Below are 24,056 nucleotides of genomic sequence, written 5' to 3' on the forward strand. Positions count from 1 at the left end.
CGATCATGATCCGGATGAGCCGAAGCCGCGCTCCGCCCTGTCCGAACCGGGCAGCACCCGGGCCTGGACGAACACCGGCTCGACGTAGCGCTGGATGACCAGCTGGGCTATGCGATCCCCACGGTGAAGGACCGCGGTTCTCTCGGGATCCATATTGATAAGAGGGATCTTGATCTCGCCACGATACCCGGCATCGATGGTTCCCGGGGCATTAAGGACGGTCACCCCCTGACGGACGGCGAGTCCCGAGCGGGGATGGACGAGACCCACGTATCCCGCCGGAAGCGCGATCGCCACGCCCGTGGGAACAAGATCACGCTGGAACGGACCGAGCGTGACGTCACGGGTAGCCCTCAGATCGGCCCCCGCGTCACCCGCATGAGCGTACGAGGGAAGCTCGAGCCCCTCCCCGTCACCCACCACCTTGAGAAGGATCTCGGTGTTCTCCGGCTCGTTATAGGACGTATCCACCGTCACCGTCGACGCACTCCTTGCAATAGTCGTGTCCAGTGGCATCCGTCCGGGCCAGCTGGCTGCGGTGCTTGATGAGGAAGCAGCCGTAGCAGAGGAACTCGTCGCTTTGGGTCGGAGTGACGGTTATGGATGAATCCTCGCTGTTGACGTCCGCCCCCGAATAGACGTCATAGGAGCTGGCGACGGCGTTCTCGTCGTCGTCCTCCTCAAGGTCCGCCGCCGAAGGACGGGTCCCCTTGCCCAGTTCCTCCAGCGAATCGTCGTCGTCCTTGTTGCGGGGGGAATCATAGTCCTGAGCCATACCCCACTCCTTTCCTGTGAGAGACACGCGCTGCGCATAGAATACATGAATCGACACCCGTTTCGGCGGGGGTGTCGCATGAAATGATCTTAAAATTCAAGAGTTGGGGCACAATGGAGATAGTTCCGGTTTACCCGACGGCATATATCGGAGAGACACCCGATCCGAGGAAAGTGATGCGCGCATGCCTGACAATTCGCCAGCGAAGGCTCATTTCGACCATGTGGGGCCGACGGGAGAGCTGATTTTCACCACGGGCACGCGGTCGTTCTCCGTGCCCGTGGATGAGACGCTGAACAATGCGATGCTCGAGGCGCGTCAGGTCGCCGCCGAATCACGGAAAACCTCCGCCGCCGCGACCGCCCGCGTCCCGATCTCACAGATCCAATCGCTTATCCGGGCCGGGGCCAATCCGACGAAGGTCGCCGAACACTACGGTCTCAGCGAGGCTCTGGTGCGGCGGTTCTCCTCCGCCGTGGAAACCGAGAAGCAGTACGCCATCGAGCAGTTCCTCAGCGTCGCCGCGCCCAAGGACAGCAGGGCGCATTCGCTTGGCGAGATCATCGAACGCAGTCTGGACGCCGTCGGGACGGGCATGGAGGGCGTGTCGTGGAGAGCCACGCGCCGAGGCCTCGAACCATGGAGGATCACCGCTCGGTTCACCGTATCGTCGCGGTCGATGAAGGCCGAATGGTCGTGGAACATGCATGACAATTCGGTCGCCTGCATCAACGAGAACGCGCGTCGGCTCCTTGGACTGCACACGCCGGACGATGAGCATCCCTCATCCCAGGACGATCTCGACCGTCCTCTTCCCACCCCGTTCCCCGTCTCGTCGTCACACTCCACACGGGGGCACCACGACGACATCCCCGGAAGCTCGATCCGATCGGCACGCATCGAACGGGCCGTGTCCTCATGGGCCCAGCCGGAGTCCCCCTCCAGGGAGACCCCCGCGAGGAAATCCGCACCGTCCGTGCAGCCGACCCGTCGTCCCACATCTCTGGAACCCGTGGCCGCGATCACGGGGGCCTCATCCGAAACCCGTCCATCGCTCTCCGAAAGCCTCGCCAGCGTCGCCGACGTCGACGCCGAATCCGAATCCTCCGACGCCGCCACGCCGGCATCATCCCAAAGGAGGTCGCAGTCGACACCTCGGCAGGTATCTCGGAACGGTTCGGACTCCCCCGCATCCGCCGAAGGACGCGGGAAGACGCAACAACAGGGGAAGGCGCAACAACAGGGGAAGGCGCAACAGGATGAGAGCACTGCCCCTGCCTCGACGACGGCGCCGGAACAGGCCAAGGGGAACCGTCGCCGCTCGGGGCGCTCCGCGGTCCCCAGCTGGGACGAGATTCTCTTCGGGGACTGACGACGTCGGATTCGCAACCGGCATCCGATTCGGGGCCTGAGGACCGACTGAGGACCGGCGCCCGACGGAGGCGTGAACACTTCAGCGCGAGCGTCGGGGAACAACGTCGATCAGACAGGGAACGTCCGTTTCGATCATGGTCCGCGACCCGTGGACGCCGGGGAGTCTTGTCGCCAGATCGGTCTGCTCGCGCGAGTCGACGATCGTGGTGTGACCGCACGACCATGCCACGACATCGCCGATCATCGGAGCCACACGAGGGTCGACCGGCCCGTACAGCCCCCGGGAAATGGCCTGCTCCCTCGTCATCATCTCGATCCGATCCCCCAATTCGGCCTTCCATCTGCCGATGACGTCGGCGGGATCCGCATCCTCATGCAGATACAGCATGGGGGCACGCGGCTCGCCCCCCATCATGGCGACGCCCTCGTCGAGCCGAGGACGGGAAGCCATGTCGATGCGGTCCTCCTCCCGTGCCGAAACCATTCCATGATCGGCGACGATCACCAGCAGGGTTCCCGCCGGCGCGCACCGCCGCAGATAGGCGATCTGGGAATCGACCCTTTCCACGGTCGCGGCCCAATCGCGCGACTCCCACCCCTGCGCGTGCCCCGTCTTGTCGACGTCACGGATGTACACGTACGTCAGCCCGGGGGTACGCGCGCTCTCGCAGGCGGCGGACAACCGGTCATGGGCCGTCGTTCCGCACCGGTAGTCGGCGCCACGCAAAGCCGCTCTGGTCAGAGCCGAATGCTCGAAGCGGGGCATCCCGCAGCTCGTCACCCGAACGCCCTCATCGGCCAGCCCCTCGAACACCGTGGGGACGCGCTGAAGATCCAAAGGATCGGGGGCGTCGCGGAACTGGATGAGCTGACAGATCCGCCCGTTGTCCGTGTTCCTCTGCGTGTACCCCGTCATGCCGGTCAATCCCGGACACGTCCCGGTTCCGAAAACCCCCATCGCCGCGACCGTGGTGCTCGGAACGCAGGTCGACAGGGGCCGTTGGTTCGCCGAATCGTTCAGAAGCGAGCGCAGATACCGGGCGTGCCCGGCACGCGAGACGAGGTTCCAGAAGCCCAGACCATCGACAAGGACCACGATCGCGCTGCGGACCTCGGGAAGGCCCAGGGCGGACCGAAGCCCCGCCGGATCGTCGTGGACGCGCGTGGGAATCGGATGTCCGATGGCGCTCGACAACGCGGGGAGAACCGAGGACAGATGCAGCGCGGCCTGATGACGCGGGGGCCTGCCCCCGACCGCGTCCGTCTCCTGAGAACCGCCATCGACGATGCCGTCGCCGTATGGGACACCGGGAACCATGGCCACCAACTCATGCTCATCCGGCGTGCTCACACTCATACGCCTCATTCAAGCACCGCCCGGAGAAAACCGCCGCACGGCCGGCCGTGGAGTATCATGAATCGGATTGTCGTCGTCCATCAGGGGGTTCGCAGCAATGGCTTCACGCCGCACACCACGGCATTCGTCCTTCGACCCGCGCACCGTCGAGGAGCGCATCGTCGAGACGCCGTTGAACGAGGAGATGAGCCGCTCGTTCCTCGAATACGCCTATTCCGTGATCTACGCACGCGCACTCCCCGACGCCCGCGATGGGCTCAAGCCCGTTCAGCGGCGCATCATCTATCAGATGGGCCAGATGAACCTCGCTCCGGACCGGCCCTACATGAAGTCGGCCCGCGTGGTGGGAGAGGTCATGGGGAAGCTCCACCCCCATGGCGATTCGGCCATATACGAGGCGATGGTCAGACTGGCCCAGCCCTTCGCCATGCGACTTCCCCTCGTCGACGGCCACGGAAACTTCGGATCACTTGATGACGGACCCGCCGCCTCGCGCTATACCGAGGCCCGGCTGGCCCCGGCGGCTCTGGGCATGAACGCCGATATCGCGGAGGACACGGTCGACTTCACGCCCAATTACGACAACAAGCTCCAGGAGCCAGAAGTCCTCCCGTCGGCGATCCCCAATCTCCTCGTCAACGGCGCCTCCGGAATCGCGGTGGGCATGGCGACCAACATGCCCACGCACAACCTCATCGAGGTGATAGGCGCCGCGCGGCATCTGATGACCCATCCCGATGCGACGCTGGAGGAGCTCATGCGGTTCGTGCCGGGTCCCGACTGGCCGTCCGGAGGCGTCATCATCGGCCGGGACGGCATACGGCAGGCCTATGAGACGGGACGCGGGGCCTTCACCACCCGTGCCGTCACCCATGTCGAGAACGTGACGGCGCGCAAGAAGGCGATAGTGGTCACGCAACTGCCCTTCCTCGTCGGCCCTGAACGCGTTCTGGAACGCATTTCAGAAGGGGTGCGCAACCACAAGCTCGAAGGCATATCGGGGGCCATCGATCTGACCGACCGGCACAACGGCACCCGGCTCGTCATCGAGATCAAAACAGGATTCGATCCGAGCGCGGTCCTCGCCCAGCTGTACAGGCACACCCCGCTGGAGGACGGCTTCACGATCAACAACGTCGCTCTGGTCGATGGCCGGCCGCATACGCTTGGCCTTCGCGAGATGCTGGACGTGTGGATCGGACACCGCCGCGCGGTCGTCAAGCGCCGCAGCCAGTTCCGTCTCGACAAGGCGCGCGACAGGCTCCATCTCGTCGAGGGACTCCTTCTGGCACTTGTGGACATCGACGAGGTCATCCAGGTCATCCGCAGCTCGGACGACGCGGACACCGCCCGGGGACGGCTGATGTCGGTTTTCGATCTCGACGACATCCAGGCGACCTACATCCTCGATCTCCGGCTACGCCGTCTGACCCGCATGAGCCGACTCGAGCTCGAATCGGAACGCGACGATCTCCAGTCCAGAATCGACGAGCTGATGCGGATCCTCTCCTCGGACGAGACCCTCGACCATGTCGTCATCGACGAGATGGATCAGGCCGCAGCGACGTGGGGAACGCCCCGCCGCACCGTCCTTCTGGATAGGGACGAGGACGGAACGATCACGCCGGTACCCGTCTCGGAGGCCTCGGATTCCGAGACGCCGCAGACCGTGGGTTCCGCGATGGCGACGGCATCGGCATCGGTATCGGCATCGGCACATGCGACCGGATCGTCCGCCATGTCCCTCATGGCCACGGCGGACTCCCCCGCATCGGGAATGCAGCTGTCGGATGATCCCTGCGCCGTGATGCTCGCGGCGAACGGAAGCGTCATCCGTGGTCCGCGGTCCTGGATCGAGGCGCGCGGCTCTCGGCAGCCACTGACCAGTATGGCCCAGCAGACCATCAGCATGATCCCCAGCACCGCGTTGTCACGCTATGCCCTCATAACCTCAGCGGGAAGGCTCGTTCTGGCCAATGTCGGCGACCTTCCATCCAGCTCCTCCCCCTTGCCCGACGCCTCCGCGGGAGTGTCGTCCGAAGGACTGATCACGACCACCACGGACACCGATCATTCCATGGGCGAGAAGGTGGTGTCCCTCATCCCTATCGACGACACGCCCACGATTCTGGCTCTGGGAACACGCAACGGCATCGTCAAGCGCTGGAACGGGGAATCGCCGACGACCATGGACTCATGGAGCGTCATCGATCTCAAGGACGGCGACGAGGTCATCGGAGCATCCGTTGCGGATGACGACGACCATCTGGTGTTCATCACGACGGACGCCTCACTTCTCACCTATGAGGCACGGCTCGTCCGCCCCCAGGGACGGACGGCCTCGGGGATGGCCGGAATCACACTGTCCGAAGGCGCCCACGCCATCGCCTTCGCCGTGGCGCCCCAACGCGACGTGCGATGGACCTATGACGAGAACGACGAAGGCCTGTCCAACGCCTCCGGCGCGGTGGTCCTCACCGTCGCCGGCGACTCCCAATCGCTGCCGGGCACGGAATCCGGATCCTGCAAGCTGACGCCGCTGTCGATGTATCCCACCAAAGGCAGGGCCACGCGCGGAGTCCGTGTGCAACGGTTCCTCAAGGGACAGAACATCCTGACCCTGGCCGCGGTCGGACCATACCCGCTACGAGGAGCGACGGCCACGGGATCCGAGGTCCAGCTGCCCAAACCCGTCATGCGCCGAGACGCCTCGGGGACGGAGCTGTCGGCCCCTCTGGCGACGGTCGACTGACCGGATCACGCGCCATACCGGAGCGTGATCCGGGGATACAAACATGGACTAGCATCTGACGATGTCGGTGCAGGACCATCGATTCCGGCATCGGCAACCACATCTTCCGCATTTCCTCGATGGAGGTATCGGTGAACGGGAATTCACGCAGTTCCATGATCGAAGCATCGGCAACCAACGACAGCACCATGGCGAAGGATGAGGTCCGCACCTCCGCCACCGACACCCATCCCCCGATCATGGACGGCCCCGACGCGCGTCAGGAGCACGACTGCCTCGGCACCATGATGATTCCCTCGCAGGCGTACTGGGGAATACACACGTATCGCGCCATATCGAACTTCCCTCTGGGATCGGCGCGGGTCAGCGACCATCCCGAGCTCATCACCGCCTACGCCACCGTCAAGCACGCCTGCGCGCAGGCGAACTCCGATCTGGGTCTTCTCGACAAGGGCACCGCGGACGCCATCATGGCGGCCTGCCGCGAACTCGAGGAAGGGAGGCTGCGGGACCAGTTCCCCGTGGACGTTCTGCAGGGTGGCGCGGGGACGTCCACGAACATGAACGTCAACGAGGTCATCGCCAACCGTGCCCTGGAGATCTCCGGGCACAGGCGCGGCGAATATCGGTTCATCCATCCCAACGACCATGTCAACATGTCGCAGTCCACGAACGACACCTATCCCGCGGCCTGCCGCATCGCCATCGTCACCGCGCTCACTCCGCTGATCAAGGAGACCACCCGCCTCGCGCTGTCCTTCCATGACCTCGCCGACAAGCACATCAACGACGTCACCATGGGACGGACGCAGCTGCAGGACGCCGTCCCCATGACGTTCGGTCAGGAGTTCCACGCGTTCGCGAGTTTCCTCAAATCCGACGCCCGAACTCTGGCCGCGCAGATCTCGTCGCTGTGCGTCGTCAACCTCGGCGCGACCGCCGTCGGAACCGGGATATGCGCGGATGCGCGCTTCCGTGAATCGGCGATCCGGGATCTGCGCACGATCAGCGGTCTGCCCATCGCCGCGGCGCCGGATCCCGTCGCGGCCATCACGGACATGTCCGATTTCGTCACCGCGTCAAGCTCCATACGCAATCTGGCCATACATCTCAAGAAGGCCGCGGACGATCTGCGTCTGCTCAACTCCGGTCCCCGCGCGGGCCTCAATGATCTCGACGTCCCCGCACGGCAGGCGGGAAGCAGCATCATGCCGGGGAAGATCAACCCCGTGATCCCCGAGAGCATCGATCAGTGCTGCTTCACCGTCCTGGGCATGGACGCGACGGTCTGCGCGGCTGCGGGATCGGGACAGCTGCAGCTCAACGCGTTCGAGCCCGTGATCATCCATGCGATCCTCTCGTCCATGCATCTGCTCACCAACGCCATGGCCATGTTCCGCACGCTCTGCGTGGATGGGATCACCGTGAACGTGGAGGGCGGGCGCCGGCACGCCCTGTCCTCGCCGGCCCTGTCCACTGCGTTGAACCCTGTCATCGGATATGAGGCCTCGCTGGCCATCGCCGCGCAGGCCACGGACTCCGGACGTCAGGTGCGTGACGTGGCGGCGGACATGACGGACATTCCCGCGGACGAACTCAACGATCTGCTGGATCCCCTCACGCTCTCGCGCAGACTCGGACAGACCTGCCGGGAGCACCACGACGACTGAACGCCGCTGCGCCTGAACGCCACGACGACCTGTGCCACGTTCCCATCTCGACCTCGTTCCCGTCGTTCCCGTTTCGGCCTCGTCTCGATGCGACGCCGGACGGATGAAACGGGACGGGGCGGGATCGAGACGGCCACGCGGAAATCAGGCCGGCGCGCCCGGTCGGACACGGACGCTCCCGGTCAGGTGTCGATGTTCGATCTGTCGAAATCGTCGGCGTTGTCGATGATGAACTGTTTCCGGGGCGGAACGTTGTCACCCATCAGAAGGTCGAACACGCCGCTGGCCGCGCGGGCGTCCTCCATGCGTATCCGCCGCAGCATGCGGGTGCGTGGATCCATGGTGGTGTCCGCCAGCTGATCGGCGTCCATCTCGCCCAGGCCCTTGTACCGCTGGATGTCATCATTGAAGTCGATGCCGCGGGAGCGCAGGTCGGTCAGCTTCCCCGCGAGCTCGTCATCGGAATAGGTGTACAGGAACTCGCCTTTCCTCTTTCCCGACAGCGCGATGCGATGCAGCGGCGGCACCGCGGCATAGACCCGGCCGTCCTCGATGAGCCCACGCATGTACCGGTAGAAAAGCGTCAGCAGAAGGATGCGGATATGGGCACCGTCCACATCGGCGTCGGTCATCATGATGATCTTGTGGTATCGGGCCTGATCGATGTCGAATCCCGGCCCCGATCCCGCGCCCACGACCTGGATGATCGCGGAGCACTCCTTGTTGGACAGCATCTGGGAGACGCTGGCCTTCTGCACATTGAGGATCTTCCCTCGGATCGGCAGCAGCGCCTGGAACCGCGAATTGCGGGCGGCCTTGGCCGTTCCCAACGCGGAATCCCCCTCGACGATGAACAGCTCGGCTATGTCGTCGTTGCCCGGCTGGCAATCCGAAAGCTTCGAGGGCATCGACGCGGATTCCAAGGCGTTCTTGCGTCTGGTGACCTCCTTGGTTCTGCGCGCCTGTATTCTGGCGTGCATCTCCCCGACGATTTTGTCGAGAACGCGTGCCGACTGCTCCTTGTAACCGCGGCGGGAACCGAAGATCATCTCACCGAACTGCTGGTCGGTGATGGCCGAGACGATGGGTCTGACGGGCGCCGTCCCCAGTACGTCCTTGGTCTGCCCCTGGAACTGAGGCTCGGCGATTCTCACGGTGACGACGGCGACCAGTCCGGCGAGAATGTCATCGCGCTCGACGCGAACCGCCGAATCCCTGAGGTTGACCTTCAGCCGACGGGCGTTGGCCTCCACCGCCTTACGCACCTGCCGCGCCACCGCCTGGAGGAACCCATCGACGTGCATGCCGCCACCGGGGGTCTCCACCACGTTGACGAAGCTGCGGATCGTGGTGTCGTATCCGTTGGTCCATCGCATGGCGATGTCGACGCCGCATTCCCGGGTGACCTCCTGCGCAGTGAGCTCGCCGTTGCTCCCCACCGATTGGGTTTCCTCACGATAGGTGTCCCGGCCGCTGATATGCCAGATGTCGCTGACCGGCTCCCCGGTGGACAGGAAATCAACGAAGTCCCTGACCCCGCCGGTGTGCTGGAAGGTCTCGACGCGGCGATGGTCGGCGGTCCTCGCGGCGGCAGGCGCTGCGTCGGTTCGGGAATCCCGTGGATCCGCATCATCGTCAGATCGTGGCCTCTCGTCGTCGTCGGAGTCATCCGGTGAGGTTTTCCCCCCGTCTTCCACGTCGCCGTCGTCACGCTCCGTCACCGGATCATCCGAGGAATCGACCTCCCTCATCTCGTCAAGGGAATCGTCCCCGGTTTCCTGTATCTGCTCGTCGATGACGACGATGGTCAGTCCGGGAACCAGAAACGTGGTCTGACGCACCCGGTCGATCAGCTGCTGATAGCTGAATCGCGCCGTCTCGTTGAATATCTCCGGATCCGCCCAGTATCTGATGCGCGTCCCCGTCGTCCGGCGGCCCACCTTCCCCAGAACATCCAAGGGCGTGGGCCTGTTCTTCCGCGTCCTGTGAAAGGGCGAATCCGGAGAGGGACGGGTGGGGTCCGAATCGTCATAGGATCCCGGATGGCCCTGATGGAAGGCCATGTGATGGGTGACGCCGTCGCGGTCCACCTCGACGTCAAGACGTGAGCTCAGGGCGTTGACGACCGACGATCCCACGCCATGAAGCCCGCCCGCCGCGTTGTACGAGGCGTTGCCGAACTTCGCCCCGGCATGGAGCTTGGTGAGGACGACCTCCACACCGGTCAGTCCCGTCTTGGGCTCGACGTCGACGGGTATGCCCCGTCCGTTGTCGGCGACCTCGATGGAACCATCCCGATGAAGGGTGACGACTATGCGCGTGCACGCCCCCGCCAGCGCCTCGTCCACGGAATTGTCGAGGATCTCCCACAGACAGTGCATCAGCCCCTGACTGTCCGTCGTCCCGATATACATACCGGGACGCTTGCGGACCGCGTCAAGTCCCTCCAGCACCGACAGGTCCTTGGCACTGTATCTTTCAGCCATGCATGTCCTCCGACCACGACCATCCCATGTCGTCGACCCACCCGGATCGACGATCAACCGTCACATCCTCCACGGCCGCCCGGACACGTCACGGGGCGACCATCGACTCACTGATCCAGGAAGTCGCGCAGCGTTTGCGATCTCGAAGGGTGCCGAAGCTTCGACATGGTCTTGGACTCTATCTGCCTGATCCTCTCGCGCGTCACGCCATAGACCCTGCCGATGTCATCAAGGGTCTTGGGCTGGCCGTCCTCCAAGCCGTAGCGCATCTTGATGACCCCGGCCTCCCGGGGCGACAGCGTCTCCAGAACCTGCTTGAACTGCTCCTGAAGCAACGAGAACGCCACCGCGTCCGAAGGCGCGATCGCATCCGTGTCCTCGATCAGATCGCCAAACTCGGAGTCGCCGTCCTCTCCCAGAGGAGTGTGAAGAGAGATGGGCTCGCGCCCGTACTTCTGGACTTCCTGGACCTTCTCCACAGGCATGTCGAGCTCGCGGGCTATCTCATCGGGCGTGGGCTCCCGGCCAAGGTCCTGAAGCATCTGCCGCTGCACCCTGGAGAGTTTGTTGATCACCTCGACCATATGGACCGGCACGCGTATGGTGCGGGCCTGGTCGGCCATCGCGCGCGTGATCGCCTGCCGTATCCACCACGTCGCATAGGTGGAGAACTTGAAGCCCTTCTTCCAGTCGAATTTCTCGACCGCGCGGATCAGGCCGAGGTTGCCCTCCTGGATGAGGTCGAGGAACAGCATGCCGCGTCCCGTATAGCGCTTGGCCAGCGAGACGACGAGCCTGAGGTTCGCCTCAAGCAAATGGTCCTTCGCCTTCTTGCCATCGGCGGCCGCCCACTGAAGATCACGGCGACGCTGGAACGTCATGGACTGCGAGCCCTCATCCAGAAGATGCTGCGCGTAGAGTCCGGCCTCGATGCGCTCCGACAGGTCGACCTCCTGCTCCGCATTCAGAAGGCTGACCCTGCCGATCTGCTTGAGGTAGTCCTTCACGGGATCCGCGGTGGCTCCGGTCGACACGACCCGACGTCGCGGATTGCCCACCTTCACATGCGGCTCGTCCTCATCGTCGTCCCTCACCACGAAGGCGCCTTTGGCCCGGGGCGTCTCCTCGGCGTCCTTGTCGGCGGCGTCCGCGTCGTCATCGCCGTCGCCGTCGTCACCGTCTCCATCATCGTCCGAATCGTCCACGTCGTCCGAATCCTCCGAATCGGCATCGCCACCGTCGGAATCCTCGACGTCATCGCTGTCATCGTCCTCATCGGAGGACGTCTCGCCCTCCAGAACGAAATCCTCCTCGTCGGCATCGGCCGCAATCTCGACATCGGAGTTCTCGTCATCATGCACGTCGGATGAGGAGCCGCTCTTCCCTCCCGTCCTTCCCGGACCGGCGGAGGCCGCCGACCGGGATCGGGAAGATCGGGGTGCTTTCGCGGCCGATTCCGCCGTTGCCGGCTCCGTCTTCTCCGTCGTCCGGGACGAACCCCTCGTGGAGGATCCGGCCTTCCTGGGTTTTGCGGATCGCGAGCGTTTCGTGGTCTTGTGACCCGTCATGGCAGCATCCTCACCCGTTTGTTTCTCCGGATCGATCTGCTCGTTTATCGTCGCTGATTCCTTGGTGGCCAAGCTTTTTCCTCCCGCACTCTGTCCTCGCCGCCCATTCGGGCATAGCTCAGGCAAGGGCAAATTGTCAACCATTGGAGTTAACCACCGACACAGGACGAAATTCCCCTATTCCTCTGCGGAAGAAATATTCTCCCTTGGCTCGTCGGCGTGCCACACGGGCCATATCCCCCTGTCCAGCGCCGACAGGACTATTTCGGCGAGGGTGCATTCCGGGTCCTCCCGCCGCGCGAGCTCCGCGCGTCCCCGTGCGGATCCGTCGCCCTCCCACCACAGCACATACGCCGCCATGGCATGGAGTTGGACGACGAACCGTCCCGCCGCCAGCATGGTCATATCATCGATCAGCCTCATGGCCCGCCCCTGCCGTTCCATGTCGGGAGCCACCTGCGGATCCTCGAAGGCTCTCGAAAGAAGCGACGACATCAACGCCACGCTGTCAGGATCATGCGGACGCGTGACGAATCCCATCAGAACATCGGCATCGTCCACACCGCACACGGTCGACACGATAAGCGCGTCCCGCACCGACACGAAATGCGCGAGCGCCACGATAAGCGCCTCCATGTCGTCACGGCCCAACGGCATGTCCCGCGAGACGGCATCGACCCAGTGGGAGATGGGGGCCGTGACGTAGTCCCGCACCGCCATGATCCGTCCGCGATCACGGCAGAGGCACCCAAGCTCCTGCGACCTCGCCGCAAGTCGTCCGGCCGCCCACGCGGGATCCTCATCGCGTCCCGGTTCCGTGTCGTGTTCCGTCCTTGTCCGCATCATCCCATCGATCCCTTCATCATGGGCGCGCATCCTCATCGCGCTCGACGTCATCGACTCTTCCGCAGACGCTGATGGCACGGGTGGTCTGCGCATCGTTGTGGTCGAACGCCCCGACGCGATCGATCGCGAACACGGAAAACGCCATGGACTATGCCACGGACCATGCATGGAGAGCGCCGCCGATCCGACGTGCATCCACGTCGAACGCCATGGACGCGGTAGAACGGTGTGGATAGTCTCGATGGCATGAGCAGCATCCCCGATAGATCCGATATCGAGCGCCATTCCATCGAACTCATCAGGCGCCACACGCCGGCACGTCCGTATGGGGGCCACAGTGACGTCTGCTCCCGTGTGCTCGCCGCGGTGGAGTCGCAGGCGAGCGCCTCCACCATCGGGGGGAAAAGGCTACGCGCGCGCCTCGCGCTCGCCGCGCATTCGGCTCTGGGAAGCGGCACCTCATCGGCCATGCTGGATCTGGCCTGCGCGATCGAGATATTCCAGACCGCGGCGCTCATCCACGACGACATCATCGACGACTCCGACCTCAGACGTGGTCGTCCGAGCGCGCACAAAGCCCTTGGCGACGAGCTGGGCGATCCCCGCATCGGCCGCGGGCTGGGTCTGATGATGGGGGACGTCCTCGCCACATGCAGCATCGACGTGGCCGCGGACGCGTCGCGATCGCTGCCCAACGGCCAGGAGATAGTCTCATCCTTCCTCGCCATGCAGCGCGATGTCGGCATGGGGCAGGTCCTCGATCTTGCCGTCGAGCTCGCGCCCCTGTCCGAGCCCGATAGGCTTGCGCAGGCATCCCTTAACGTGTTCCGCTGGAAGACGGCCAGCTATACGACGATCGCCCCTTTGGAACTCGGGTTTCTCGCCTCGGGCTCGCTTGACCCGGCATCGTGCGCGCGCGCCGCCCATGCGATCGGGGAGCCGCTGGGCGTGGCGTTCCAACTCGAGGACGATCTTCTGGACGTCGTCGGAACAAGCTCGGCCACCGGGAAACCGGTTGGCGGGGACATCCGCGAGGGGAAGAGGACGGTTCTTCTGGCGGATGCCATCGATGCCGCGACGCCGTCCGACAGGGCCACCCTCATCGGCATGTTCGACAAGGACGCGCGAACCGACGACGATGTGGAGACGACCATCCGGCTGTTCCACGACACGGGGGCGCTGGATCGTTCGCGTCGGCGCATATCCGCTCTGTGGTCGCACGCCGTCAGAGAACTGGATGCGCTTGGTCTGGAAGGATCGAAGCGCGATCTTATGAGGAAGTCGTGCATGGACTTCATGCCGATGATGATGGACGCCAAAAACGACCCGCAACAGCCATTAGACTAAAAGGCATTATTCCATTCACGTCACGGGGGGTCGACAGGGCACCATGGGCGATTCCATCACACAGGCGGAGGGGACCGTCATCGAGGGGCGGTACCGGATCGTCCGGCGCATCGCGTCGGGGGGCATGGCCACCGTGTTCCTCGCGCTCGACCAACGCCTCGACCGGAATGTGGCCATCAAGGTGATGCATGCCCAACTGGCGAATGGTCCTCATCGCGATCAGTTCGTCGAAAGATTCCATCGCGAGGCCAAATCCGCCGCGTCGATAGCCAATCCGCACATCGTCCAGGTCTATGACACCGGCGAGTACGACGACCGCGAATACCTCGTCATGGAATACGTCCACGGCGTGAATCTCCGGGAGGAGATGTCACGGCGCGTGACCTTCGACGTCCGGTCGGCGATACGCATCCTCGTCGAAACGCTGGATGGCCTCGCGTCCGCGCATCAGGCGGGGGTCGTCCACCGGGACATCAAACCGGAGAACATCCTCATCAACGACCGCGGGCGTGTGCAGATCACGGATTTCGGTCTGGCGAAGGCCGCATCGCAATCCACGCTCTCGTCCACGGGCATGCTTCTGGGCACGGCTTCGTATCTGGCGCCGGAACTCATCGAAAGCAACATCTCCACCACGCAGGGGGATCTCTATTCCGTGGGGATGATGACCTGGGAGATGCTCGCCGGACGTCTTCCCTTCATCTCCGACAACCCCGTCACGCTCGTGTTCCGCCATGTCCATGAGGATGTGCCGTCCATCACCACCGCGTGCGACGGCATTCACCCCGCCATCGCGGAGTTCATCGGCCATCTGACCGCACGTGATCCGCAGAAACGCGCCCGTGACGCGGTCGAGGCGTTCTCCCTCATACGCGAGCTGATTCCGCGACTACCCTCCGACGCGTGGAACTACCGCCTTGCCCCCGACCAGTCGTCCGACGGCGACGCCGATGGCGCCATCCTCAAACCACGGCCGGTCGACATGGCGGACATGACGGAGGAGACCGCACAGGGAGGCCCTCCCACGCCGCCGGACGTTCATTCCAACGATGTCCCATCGGTGACGTCCGCGGTCCAGTCCACGATCCATCCCACGGGGAGCAATCCGACCGTACCCGTCGCACCGGCACCGGAACAGTCGCCGGACGCGTCGGGCCAGCAGGCGACGATCGTTGTGGAATCACCGGACGATCCCATGTCCCTGGCGTCCATAACGGATGACGACCCGCCACGGGAGGAGCCCCGGACCGCATCCCCCATGGGCGCACGCGTACGCGCCGTTCTCCGCCATCCCATCATCATCACGGTCGTCATCGCCTCGGCGCTTCTCGCCATCGCGGGGGGAACCGCCGCATGGTGGTATCTGCAGGGTCCCGGAAGCTACTGGACCATCCCCCAGCCAGCAGGCCTTTCCTGCGTGCAGAACCGTGAATGCACCATTAGGGACGTCTCATGGGCGTCCTATGAGAAATCGATCAAGGTCGCGGGAATCCCCTATTCCGTCACGCGGAAGTTCAGCGACGACGTTTCCGAGGGACGCATCATCTCAACGTCCCCCGCCACCGTCGGCGCTCATCTGAACCGGCGCGGCGGAGACACGCTATCGGTCGTGGTGTCCAAGGGCGTCAGGCTCTCCACCGTTCCGAAGGACATCCTCGACACGACGACGGCCAACGGAAAGGATCCCCTCGCCGCGCTGAAGAAGGCGGGATTCACGAACATCACGCACCATGATGACGGGGACTCCTGGTCCACGACCGTCCCCAAGGGAGCGGTCGTGAGCATCAGTCTTGATCCGGGCGAGACCGTCAAGCACTCGGATCCCGTCACGGTGATTCTCTCGAAGGGCCCGATGCCCGTGAACATGCCCGACGTTGTGGGAAAGACGCAGGATCAGGCGCAGTCCGAGTTCGACGATGCCAAACTCACCGTCACCTACACCAAGGAGTACAGCGACAGCGTCAAAAAGGGCGTCATCATCTCGACGTCCCAGGCGGCCGGGGTTGAACTCCACTGGGGCGACTCGGTTGAGGCCGTCGTCTCGAAGGGCCCGGAGACGGCCGTCATCCCCTCGCTTGTGGGCAAATCCGCCTCCGATGCGACGAACACCCTCGAAGGCCTCGGCTTCAGCGTCAAGACCCAGGGACTGAACATCCTCGGCCTGGTCCAGCAGCAGAGCGCGAAGGGCGCCACGAGACTACGCGACACCGACGGCAAGGCGACCGTGGTCACCTTGACCGTGGTGTGACCGTGCTGTGACCGCCGTGCTGTGATCTACGCCCGGGTCGTCGCCGCCTTCGAGGCCGCCAGCCTCTTCTTGACCGTCTGGGCATACTCGTCGACATACTCCTGACCGCTCATCCTGCCGATTTCCGCCACGATGCGATCGGTCAGCTCACGCAGTTCCTCATGGCTCACCTCATCGGCGGAAAGTCTGGCGACTCTGATGGGCCTGCCATAGACCACCGTCGTCCGCCCCTTCGAGGGAATGGTCTGGCCCGGCTTCTGTATGTCCCGGCTGCCGATGATGGCCGCCGGAATGACGGGGCAACCTGTCTCGTACGCCAGACGCGCCACACCCGTATGTCCCCGGTACAAACGTCCGTCGGGGCTTCGGGTTCCCTCGATGTGGATTCCGAAAAGGTGCCCCTCCTCGATGATCGTCCGTGCGTGCCGAAGAGCCCCCAATGATTTCGATCCTCCGGAGCGGTCGACGGGGAAGACCCCGACGGACGAGAACCACCAGGCGATGAACCGCCCTTTGATGCCCCTGCCCTCGAAGTATTCGGCCTTGCCCATGAAATGGATCATCCGCGGGCACGTCAGCGGAAGAAGAGCGTCATCGATGACGGCAAGATGGTTCGCCGCGATGATCCCGCCCCCCGTGGCCGGAATGTTGTCCACGCCCTGCGCCGTCGGATGCATCCGATGCCGCGCCAACGGCCCCAACACATGAACGAAAAACCAATAGAGCACTCGGTGCCCTCCCTGTCTGTTCCACACTTGACATCCCGCACCATTAGAGTGAGGGGTATGACCGACTTCAAGGATACCAACGGCTCCGCCCCGGACCCGCATTCAGACGCCAACGGGAGCGGATCGTCCTCTGATGCGGATTGGAGCGAGTTTGAACGCGAGCATGCCGACGAGCTTCGTGACGTGGCCGCGTCGCGTAGCGCCAAAAGATTCGAGCGCCACATCGAAAGACAGCGGAAGAAGGCCCTCATATCCGTCGATGACCTCGACAACGGCGCCTTCACCGATGACATTCCATCACATGGACCGCGGGATTTCACCCATTCCAGCATTCTGGACGCTCCGGATGATGATTTCATCCCGCCTGACCCGCATCATGGGCATCCCACGGCAAGCGTCGCCGTTTTCGCGCTTCTGTTCGTCGTCGGAGTGACGGCCGTGGTCGCCTCGGTGTTTCTCCCCGCTTTGACCGGATCGCTCGCGACCATCGGCGGGGTCGCGGCCGTCATCGGAGCCGCGGGACTTATCGGGGCGCACCGCCCCCACGCTCCCGGACGCCGGCATGGGGATGACGGCGCGCGAGTGTGAGGAACCGCCGGAATTCAGGAATTCGCGACGGCGATCCAATGATCGAGCAGCTTGGCCGCGCGTGAGGAATCAACCGCCTCTTCGGCGCGGCGATAGGCCTGGGCGAATCTTTCGGAAAGTGACGCCGATGGGTCGGACAGACCGTGTCCGTCGGCGACGATCGCCGACGCCGCGTTCAGCAATGCCGTCGTTCTGAAGGGAACGTCCTCCCCCGCGAGGAAATCCCTCATTCGCTGCGCGTTGTACGCCGGCTCCCCACCACGAAGATCCTCGACGCTGACCCTATCCAGTCCCAGCTCGGAAGCCGGATCGAACTCCGTTTCGGTGACCCTGCCATCCCGGATCTCCCATATCGAGACGGGACCCGTGGGCGCCATCTCGTCAAGTCCCTCGGAGGACGTATAGACCATTCCGGTCTGTCCGCGCCGCGCGTACACCTCGGCCATAATGGGGCTCAGACGCCTGTCGGCGCAGCCGATGGCGACATGATCGGGGTTCGCGGGATTGGTCAACGGCCCAAGAACGTTGAACACGCACGGTATCCCCAACGCCGACCGCACGGGGCCGACAAAGCGCATGGCCGGATGGAACGTCTTCGCGAAGGCGAACGTGATTCCGACCTCATCGGCGATGCGCCCGACGCGATCCGGATCAAGGTCGAGGGGAAGGCCCAGGGCCTCCAGACAATCGGCCGCACCGCATTTGCTGGATGCCGCGCGGTTCCCATGCTTGACGACGATCACTCCCGTCGATGCCGCGACAACCGAGGCCATGGTCGACAGATTCACCGTCGAGGCGCCATCCCCACCGGTTCCGACGATATCGGTCGTCTCACCCGATACGTGGAGCGGGACGGCGTGGGCGACCATGGCCTTGGCCGCTCCGAAAACCTCCTCGCTGGTCAGTCCCAGCTGCTGCTGCGTCGCGAGGACGGCACCCACAGCGGCCGGATCAGCGTTGCCGTCCATCAGATCGTTCACGAACCACTCGGACTCCTCGGCGCTGAGATGGTTTCCGGTGATGAGTCTGCTGAGGATCGACTTCCATGTGATCTCGGCCATGTTCCCTCCCTAGGGCGCGCTTGGGCAACGTGTTTCGATGCGAAGCATGATGATGCTCATGCCGCATTCTAGTGACCGCAATCGCCTTGTGGACGCGCGTGTCCACATTCTTGTCGGCCTTGTCGTCCTGTGCTCGGAAACCACGGGGGCCGAAGCCACGAGCCGGAAACCGAAGACCGGAAACCGGACAAGGCGCCGTCCTGCGATGCGGCCTCATGCGGCCGTCGATCCCCACGCAGAGAGAACATGGAAAAGACGGAAAGACGGTGATACGAAAGCGGGTACGGACGCCGGAGCATCCGTACCCGTCACGCCCAGTCCCCGACGCCGACGATCCGAAACGGCCCGGATTCACGTCCGGACGGTGAAAGGATCAGTGTTCGTTCTGTCCATGGCACATCTTGTACTTCCTGCCCGACCCGCAAGGGCAGGGCGCGTTCTTGGACGTCCCGGGGAACGTCCGGCCATCGGCCCACGGCGAGTGTGTCTCCTCGCTCTTCGGCCTTTTGGAGACGGGAACCTCGGCATCCGCATGGCTGAGCGGCTGCGGACCTGTCAGCCCTTCAGGGCGTTCGGACCCATCGTCCGAATTCTCGGAATCGGCGTCGTCCGCCGACGCCTCAATCTTCCGATCGGAGTCCACGTCATGCGCGGAAGGAATCCCCATATCGGTTTCGGCCTGCTCGACGGCCACGTCCTCGTCCTGCTCGGAGCTTTCATCTTCATTGGCCGCCACCTGCTGGATGTCGACGTGGAACAGAAGCTGGACGGTCTCCTCCTTGATCGCCTCGATCATGGAGTTGTACATCTGATATCCCTCACGCTGGTATTCGACGAGAGGATCGCGCTGACCCATGCCGCGCAGGCCGATCCCATCCTTGAGATAATCCATCTCGTAAAGATGCTCACGCCACTTACGATCCAGCACCGCCAGAACAACGCGCCTCTCAAGCTGCCGTATGGCCTCCTCGGGAACCTCGTCCTCCATCTGCGAGTACTGGTTCCTGGCGTCCTCGACGATGATGCGCCTTAGTTCCTCCTCGGCATTGGAGCGCTTGAGCCCCACGACGGCCTCTCGGGTCTCATCGGGATCGACGCTGATGGGGAACACCGATTCGAGCGCCGTGAACAGACCCTTCCAATCCCAGTCCTTCGGCTTGTCCTTACCCTTCATGGCGCCACGGATATAGCTGGAGACGGTATCGTCGATGAACCTCAGCACATCGTCATGGATGTCCGCCCCCTTGAGGACGGCCTGTCGTTCGGCATAGACGACCTTGCGCTGCTTGTTCATGACGTCGTCGTACTTGAGAACGTTCTTACGGATCTCGAAGTTCCGCGACTCCACGGCCTTCTGCGCGTTGCGCACTCCCCTTGACACGCTTTTCGACTCGATCGGCTCACCCTCGGGAAGGCCCTTGGACATGACTCGTGCGACGAGCTGCGTGTTGAACAGGCGCATGAGGTCGTCCTCAAGGCTCAGGTAGAAGCGCGACTCGCCTGGATCGCCCTGACGCCCCGAACGTCCGCGCAGCTGATTGTCGATACGCCGCGACTCATGACGCTCTGTTCCCAGAACGTACAGACCGCCCAGATCGACGACCTCCTCATGCTCATCCTTGGCCTGCAGCTTCGCCTCGGCCAACGTGCCCGGCCAGCGCTTCTCGTATTCCTCCGGGGTGTCCTCGGGCGAATACCCTTCGGCCTTGAGCTTCTGATCGGCCAGGAACTCGACGTTCCCTCCGAGCATGATATCGGTTCCTCGCCCGGCCATATTGGTGGCGACGGTCACCGCGCCCTTGCGTCCGGCGACCGCCACCACGGCGGCTTCCTGGGCATGGTGCTTCGCGTTGAGGACCTGATGGGGAATGTTGGCCACATCCAGCAGCGAGGAGACGACCTCCGAGCTTTCGACGCTGGCGGTTCCGAGAAGAACCGGCTGCCCCGCCGAATGGCGCTTGGCGACGTCCTTGATGATGGCCGTCAGTTTCTCCTTCTTCGTGCGGAATATCAGATCGTCCTTATCCTCACGGATCATCGGCTTGTTCGTGGGGATGGGCAGGACGCCGAGCTTGTACGTCCCCATGAACTCCGCCGCCTCGGTCTCGGCGGTTCCCGTCATGCCCGCCAACTTGTCATACATGCGGAAGTAGTTCTGCAGGGTGATGGTGGCGAAGGTCTGGTTCTCGGCCTTGACCTCAACACCCTCCTTGGCCTCGATAGCCTGATGAAGACCCTCGTTGTAGCGCCTGCCCGGAAGGATGCGGCCCGTGTGCTCGTCGACGATAAGCACCTCGCCCTTGGTCACCACATAATCGCGGTCCCTGAGGAACAGCTCCTTGGCCTTGATGGCGTTGTTGAGGTATCCGATCAACGCGGTGTTATTGGGCTCATAGAGATTGTCGATGCCCAGAAAATCCTCGACCTTGGTGATTCCGGGGTCAAGGATGCCCACGGTCTTCTTCTTCTCGTCGACCTCGTAGTCCTCGTCGCGCGAAAGCTTGGTAACCAATCGGGCGAACTGACGGTACCAGCGGGTGACGTCCCCCTCGGCCGGTCCGGAGATGATCAACGGGGTACGGGCCTCATCGATGAGAATCGAATCAACCTCGTCGACGATCGCGAAATGATGGCCGCGCTGGACGAGATCGCTTTTGTCCCAGGCCATGTTGTCACGCAGATAATCGAATCCGAACTCGTTGTTGGTGCCGTAGGTGATGTCGGCCTCATACTGCTTGCGCCGCTCGGCCGGCTTCTGGTTGGTGATGATGCAGCCGACGCTCATCCCCAGAAAGCGGAAGATGCGTCCCATGAGCTCGCTCTGGTAGCTGGCGAGGTAGTCGTTCACCGTGACGACATGGACGCCCTTGCCCTCAAGCGCGTTCAGGTAGCTGGGGAGAGTGGCGACGAGGGTTTTGCCTTCGCCGGTTTTCATCTCGGCGATGTTCCCCCAGTGAAGGGCCGCGCCGCCCATCAGCTGAACATCGAAATGACGCTGGCCGAGGGTTCTTTTGGACACCTCACGCACGGTGGCGAAGGCCTCCGGCATGATCTTGTCCAGCTCCTCGCCATTCTCAAGACGCTGACGGAACTTGTCCGTCTGGGACTTGAGCTCATCGTCGCTGAGCGAGGAGATCTCGTCCTCCAACGCGTTCACGGCCTTGGCCACGGCCTCAAGCTTCTTGATCTGGTGACCTTCGCCCATGCGTAGGGCTTTGTCGACGATATCCACCACGTTCCTGCTCCCTCGTTCTTATGTCATCAACGAGCATATCCCGAAAACCATGCACCCGGGCACAAACCTCGACTAAGTGTACGCGAATACGCCGATAACACCCCGCGTTATGCGATACCGCGACTCGGGGCACGGGCCGAGCACGGTGAGGGGCCCACACGAACCTCCGCATGGGCCCCTCGCGATGTCCGCTACTTGCCGGATTCCTTGATCTGCGCCATATTCTCGGGCGTGTCGATTTCGAACACGCCGTAGCTCCATCCGTGGCGGTGGTACACAACCGATGGCCGCCCGGTGGCCTTGTTCACGAACAGGAAGAAATCATGGCCGATCAGCTCCATCTCGTAAAGCGCCTCATCGATGCTCATGGGCTCGGCGATGTGAAGCTTGCGCCTGATGACGATGGGGGTGTCCCCCACCTGAACCTCGACGGATTCACCAGGTCCCAGATCCGACGCGACCGCGGCCTCCGGACTAGTGACGGGCTCGCCATCCACGCCATCATCGGAGTCCGTTTCGGGCGACTCGACCATGCCCTCAAGCTGATGCATCGGAACATACCCACGACGATGATCCTTACGCCGGTCGCGGGCACGGCGCAGACGCAACGTGAGCTTATCAAGCGCCATATCGAGCGCACTGAGCTCATCGGCGCTGGACGCCTCCGCTCTGACGACGGTCCTTCCCGCAACCACCGTGATCTCCACCCGCCGCGCGGTATCGGCCTGACGCGGGTTCCCCTCGTGGGTCAGCACGACCTGCGCGCGCTGGGCATCAGGCGCTATGGCGGTCACACGATTCATCTTGCTTTCGACGACGTCACGGAACTTCTGCTTGATCTGCGTGTGGCGTCCGGTTACGACGATCTCCATGTGGACCTCCTTGACAATCAGGCGGTGATTGGCCGCCATCTGGGCTCCAACGGCTGCCTTGCCGCTGGTACGTCCATTGTAGCCGACCTCATTGCGACACTCCCCTTATCGCGCCACACCAGCGAATTATGGACTTGGTCGGGGAATATCAAGTCACATGGGCCGAACGCTGTTATGATGAACTTCGCGAGACTTTCCGATGGCCGCGGCCCCGTTTCGGGGCTGAGGAACTTCCGGGCTCCAAAGAGCACGATGGCGGATAACGTCCGCCCAGGGTGACCTGAGAGACAGCGCAGCAGAGAACAGACCGCCATGCTCCGGCATGGTAAGGGTGAAACGGCGGTGTAAGAGACCACCGGGTCGTTGGTGACAACGGCCGCATGGCAAGCCTCATCGGGAGCAAGGCCAAGCAGAAGGCGTCAAGGGCTGCTCGCCCGAGCCTTCGGGTAGGCTGCTAGAGCCTGACGGCAACGTCAGGTCGAGATGGATGGCCATCCGCATGGAGACATGTGACAGAACCCGGGGTATGGAAGTCTCGCACCATACTCATTCCATGCTCGGCTCGTTCCATTTCGGCTCGCCCGCTCATTCCCCGAAAAGCGTCAGCACGGCGCTTCTGACGTCGTCGGAATCATGCCCCTTACGCCCCGCCGCGGCCCAAAGCCTTCGAAGACGAGTACGCTGATCCAGCCCGCGGGTCCGCGACTCGACCGCGCTGGCCATTCGCAACGCCGATTCCCTGAACACCCCGTTCTCACGCGCGTCGTCGATGAGGCTCTCCCCCAGAGCGCGATCGACCCTGCGACGCGAGAACTCCGCGGCCACCCCACGCGCGCCAAGGCCGCGGGCGGCGCAGTGCCGCAGTAGCATGCGGGCGTACTCCACGTCATCAACAAGCCCGACTCGGACCAGTCGCGTCACCACATCATCAATGACATCCGCCTCGTATCCCTTGTCCCTGAGACGATCGCGCAACGCCCCCGACGACCGTGGAGCGGCATCCAGAAGCCTCAATGCCGCTTCCCGGCAATCGTCGAGATCACCGTCGCGACGGCTGGAAGCGGCACGACCATCGGAGCGCCCCATGCATCCGCCCTGGCGTGTTCCGTCATCGCGATGGATGGCGGAACACGACGCGGCGAAAGACGC

The 24,056-nt window shown here is 63.6% G+C and carries 15 protein-coding genes, 1 other RNA gene and 4 pseudogenes; 7 read left to right on the top strand and 13 right to left on the bottom strand.

Annotated features, from left to right (window positions below; translation table 11 throughout):
* Window positions 1–3: 3 nt before the first annotated feature.
* Both dut and BMIN_RS07050 read right to left on the bottom strand, forming a co-directional pair.
* Window positions 4–477 (bottom strand): dUTP diphosphatase, encoded by a 474-nt coding sequence (gene dut / locus BMIN_RS07045; RefSeq protein ID WP_022861000.1) that lies wholly within the window; start codon window positions 475–477, stop codon window positions 4–6.
* Window positions 455–775: a DUF4193 family protein gene (locus BMIN_RS07050; protein ID WP_022861001.1), complete on the bottom strand. Its 321-nt coding sequence runs from the start codon at window positions 773–775 to the stop codon at window positions 455–457. Before BMIN_RS07050 ends, dut begins: the two co-directional genes overlap by 23 nt.
* 184 nt (window positions 776–959) lie before the next feature.
* Between BMIN_RS07050 and sepH the strand changes: the two genes are divergently transcribed.
* Entirely contained in the window at window positions 960–2,147 is a 1,188-nt protein-coding gene (sepH, locus tag BMIN_RS07055) for a septation protein SepH (RefSeq protein ID WP_022861002.1), read from the top strand.
* A gap of 81 nt (window positions 2,148–2,228) precedes the next feature.
* On the opposite strand, the gene BMIN_RS07060 is transcribed toward sepH, so the two are convergent.
* Window positions 2,229–3,506: an alkaline phosphatase family protein gene (locus BMIN_RS07060; protein WP_022861003.1), complete on the bottom strand. Its 1,278-nt coding sequence runs from the start codon at window positions 3,504–3,506 to the stop codon at window positions 2,229–2,231.
* A gap of 97 nt (window positions 3,507–3,603) precedes the next feature.
* Here BMIN_RS07060 and BMIN_RS07065 point away from each other — a divergent pair, with 97 nt between their 5' ends.
* On the top strand, window positions 3,604–6,258 hold the full coding sequence (locus tag BMIN_RS07065) for a DNA gyrase/topoisomerase IV subunit A (RefSeq protein WP_022861004.1): 2,655 nt from the start codon (window positions 3,604–3,606) through the stop codon (window positions 6,256–6,258).
* Between the two features lie 239 nt (window positions 6,259–6,497).
* Window positions 6,498–7,928 carry an aspartate ammonia-lyase gene (locus tag BMIN_RS07070; RefSeq protein WP_026647415.1) on the top strand — a complete coding sequence of 477 codons (1,431 nt, stop codon included), beginning with the start codon at window positions 6,498–6,500 and terminating at the stop codon, window positions 7,926–7,928.
* Between the two features lie 182 nt (window positions 7,929–8,110).
* Here BMIN_RS07070 and BMIN_RS07075 read toward each other — a convergent pair whose 3' ends face one another.
* The 3 genes from BMIN_RS07075 to BMIN_RS07085 all read right to left on the bottom strand — a co-directional run bounded on the left by BMIN_RS07075 (window position 8,111) and on the right by BMIN_RS07085 (window position 12,828).
* Window positions 8,111–10,414: a DNA gyrase/topoisomerase IV subunit B gene (locus tag BMIN_RS07075; RefSeq protein WP_022861006.1), complete on the bottom strand. Its 2,304-nt coding sequence runs from the start codon at window positions 10,412–10,414 to the stop codon at window positions 8,111–8,113.
* A gap of 107 nt (window positions 10,415–10,521) precedes the next feature.
* A complete protein-coding gene (locus BMIN_RS07080) occupies window positions 10,522–12,030 on the bottom strand; it encodes an RNA polymerase sigma factor (RefSeq protein ID WP_420796719.1) in 1,509 nt (502 codons plus the stop codon).
* 129 nt (window positions 12,031–12,159) lie between these two features.
* Window positions 12,160–12,828, bottom strand: coding sequence for a DUF4192 family protein (locus tag BMIN_RS07085; RefSeq protein ID WP_162138752.1), 669 nt, complete (start codon window positions 12,826–12,828; stop codon window positions 12,160–12,162).
* 246 nt (window positions 12,829–13,074) lie between these two features.
* Here BMIN_RS07085 and BMIN_RS07090 point away from each other — a divergent pair, with 246 nt between their 5' ends.
* Window positions 13,075–14,175 (top strand): polyprenyl synthetase family protein, encoded by a 1,101-nt coding sequence (locus tag BMIN_RS07090; RefSeq protein WP_022861010.1) that lies wholly within the window; start codon window positions 13,075–13,077, stop codon window positions 14,173–14,175.
* Window positions 14,176–14,218: 43 nt separating this feature from the next.
* Window positions 14,219–16,423 carry a Stk1 family PASTA domain-containing Ser/Thr kinase gene (locus BMIN_RS07095; RefSeq protein WP_022861011.1) on the top strand — a complete coding sequence of 735 codons (2,205 nt, stop codon included), beginning with the start codon at window positions 14,219–14,221 and terminating at the stop codon, window positions 16,421–16,423.
* Between the two features lie 26 nt (window positions 16,424–16,449).
* On the opposite strand, the gene BMIN_RS07100 is transcribed toward BMIN_RS07095, so the two are convergent.
* Complete coding sequence (locus BMIN_RS07100) at window positions 16,450–17,151, bottom strand: lysophospholipid acyltransferase family protein (RefSeq protein WP_022861012.1); 702 nt, start codon at window positions 17,149–17,151, stop codon at window positions 16,450–16,452.
* A 57-nt stretch (window positions 17,152–17,208) separates the two neighbouring features.
* Here BMIN_RS07100 and BMIN_RS07105 point away from each other — a divergent pair, with 57 nt between their 5' ends.
* Window positions 17,209–17,739, top strand: a complete 531-nt coding sequence (locus BMIN_RS07105) for a hypothetical protein (RefSeq protein WP_022861013.1) — start codon at window positions 17,209–17,211, stop codon at window positions 17,737–17,739.
* Between the two features lie 14 nt (window positions 17,740–17,753).
* On the opposite strand, the gene trpD is transcribed toward BMIN_RS07105, so the two are convergent.
* The 5 genes and pseudogenes from trpD to hpf form a co-directional block, all read right to left on the bottom strand.
* Window positions 17,754–18,800, bottom strand: a complete 1,047-nt coding sequence (gene trpD, locus BMIN_RS07110) for an anthranilate phosphoribosyltransferase (protein WP_022861014.1) — start codon at window positions 18,798–18,800, stop codon at window positions 17,754–17,756.
* Between the two features lie 373 nt (window positions 18,801–19,173).
* Window positions 19,174–19,353: pseudogene (locus BMIN_RS09275) on the bottom strand (SEC-C metal-binding domain-containing protein); the annotation flags it as partial.
* A 117-nt stretch (window positions 19,354–19,470) separates the two neighbouring features.
* Window positions 19,471–22,035, bottom strand: a pseudogene (secA, locus tag BMIN_RS07115) (preprotein translocase subunit SecA); the annotation flags it as partial.
* A gap of 191 nt (window positions 22,036–22,226) precedes the next feature.
* A pseudogene (locus BMIN_RS09205) lies at window positions 22,227–22,523 on the bottom strand (sigma 54 modulation/S30EA ribosomal C-terminal domain-containing protein); the annotation flags it as partial.
* Window positions 22,524–22,588: 65 nt separating this feature from the next.
* A pseudogene (hpf, locus tag BMIN_RS09210) lies at window positions 22,589–22,907 on the bottom strand (ribosome hibernation-promoting factor, HPF/YfiA family); the annotation flags it as partial.
* 187 nt (window positions 22,908–23,094) lie between these two features.
* On the opposite strand from hpf, the gene rnpB reads away from it, so the two are divergent.
* Window positions 23,095–23,449: RNase P RNA component class A (gene rnpB / locus BMIN_RS08115), an RNA gene on the top strand.
* A gap of 43 nt (window positions 23,450–23,492) precedes the next feature.
* Here the strand turns inward: rnpB and BMIN_RS07125 are convergent.
* Window positions 23,493–23,993, bottom strand: a complete 501-nt coding sequence (locus BMIN_RS07125; RefSeq protein WP_051126305.1) for a regulatory protein RecX — start codon at window positions 23,991–23,993, stop codon at window positions 23,493–23,495.
* Between the last annotated feature and the right edge of the window lie 63 nt (window positions 23,994–24,056).

This window comes from Bifidobacterium minimum, from assembly GCF_000741645.1.
Classification (GTDB): Bacteria; Actinomycetota; Actinomycetes; order Actinomycetales; family Bifidobacteriaceae; genus Bifidobacterium; species Bifidobacterium minimum.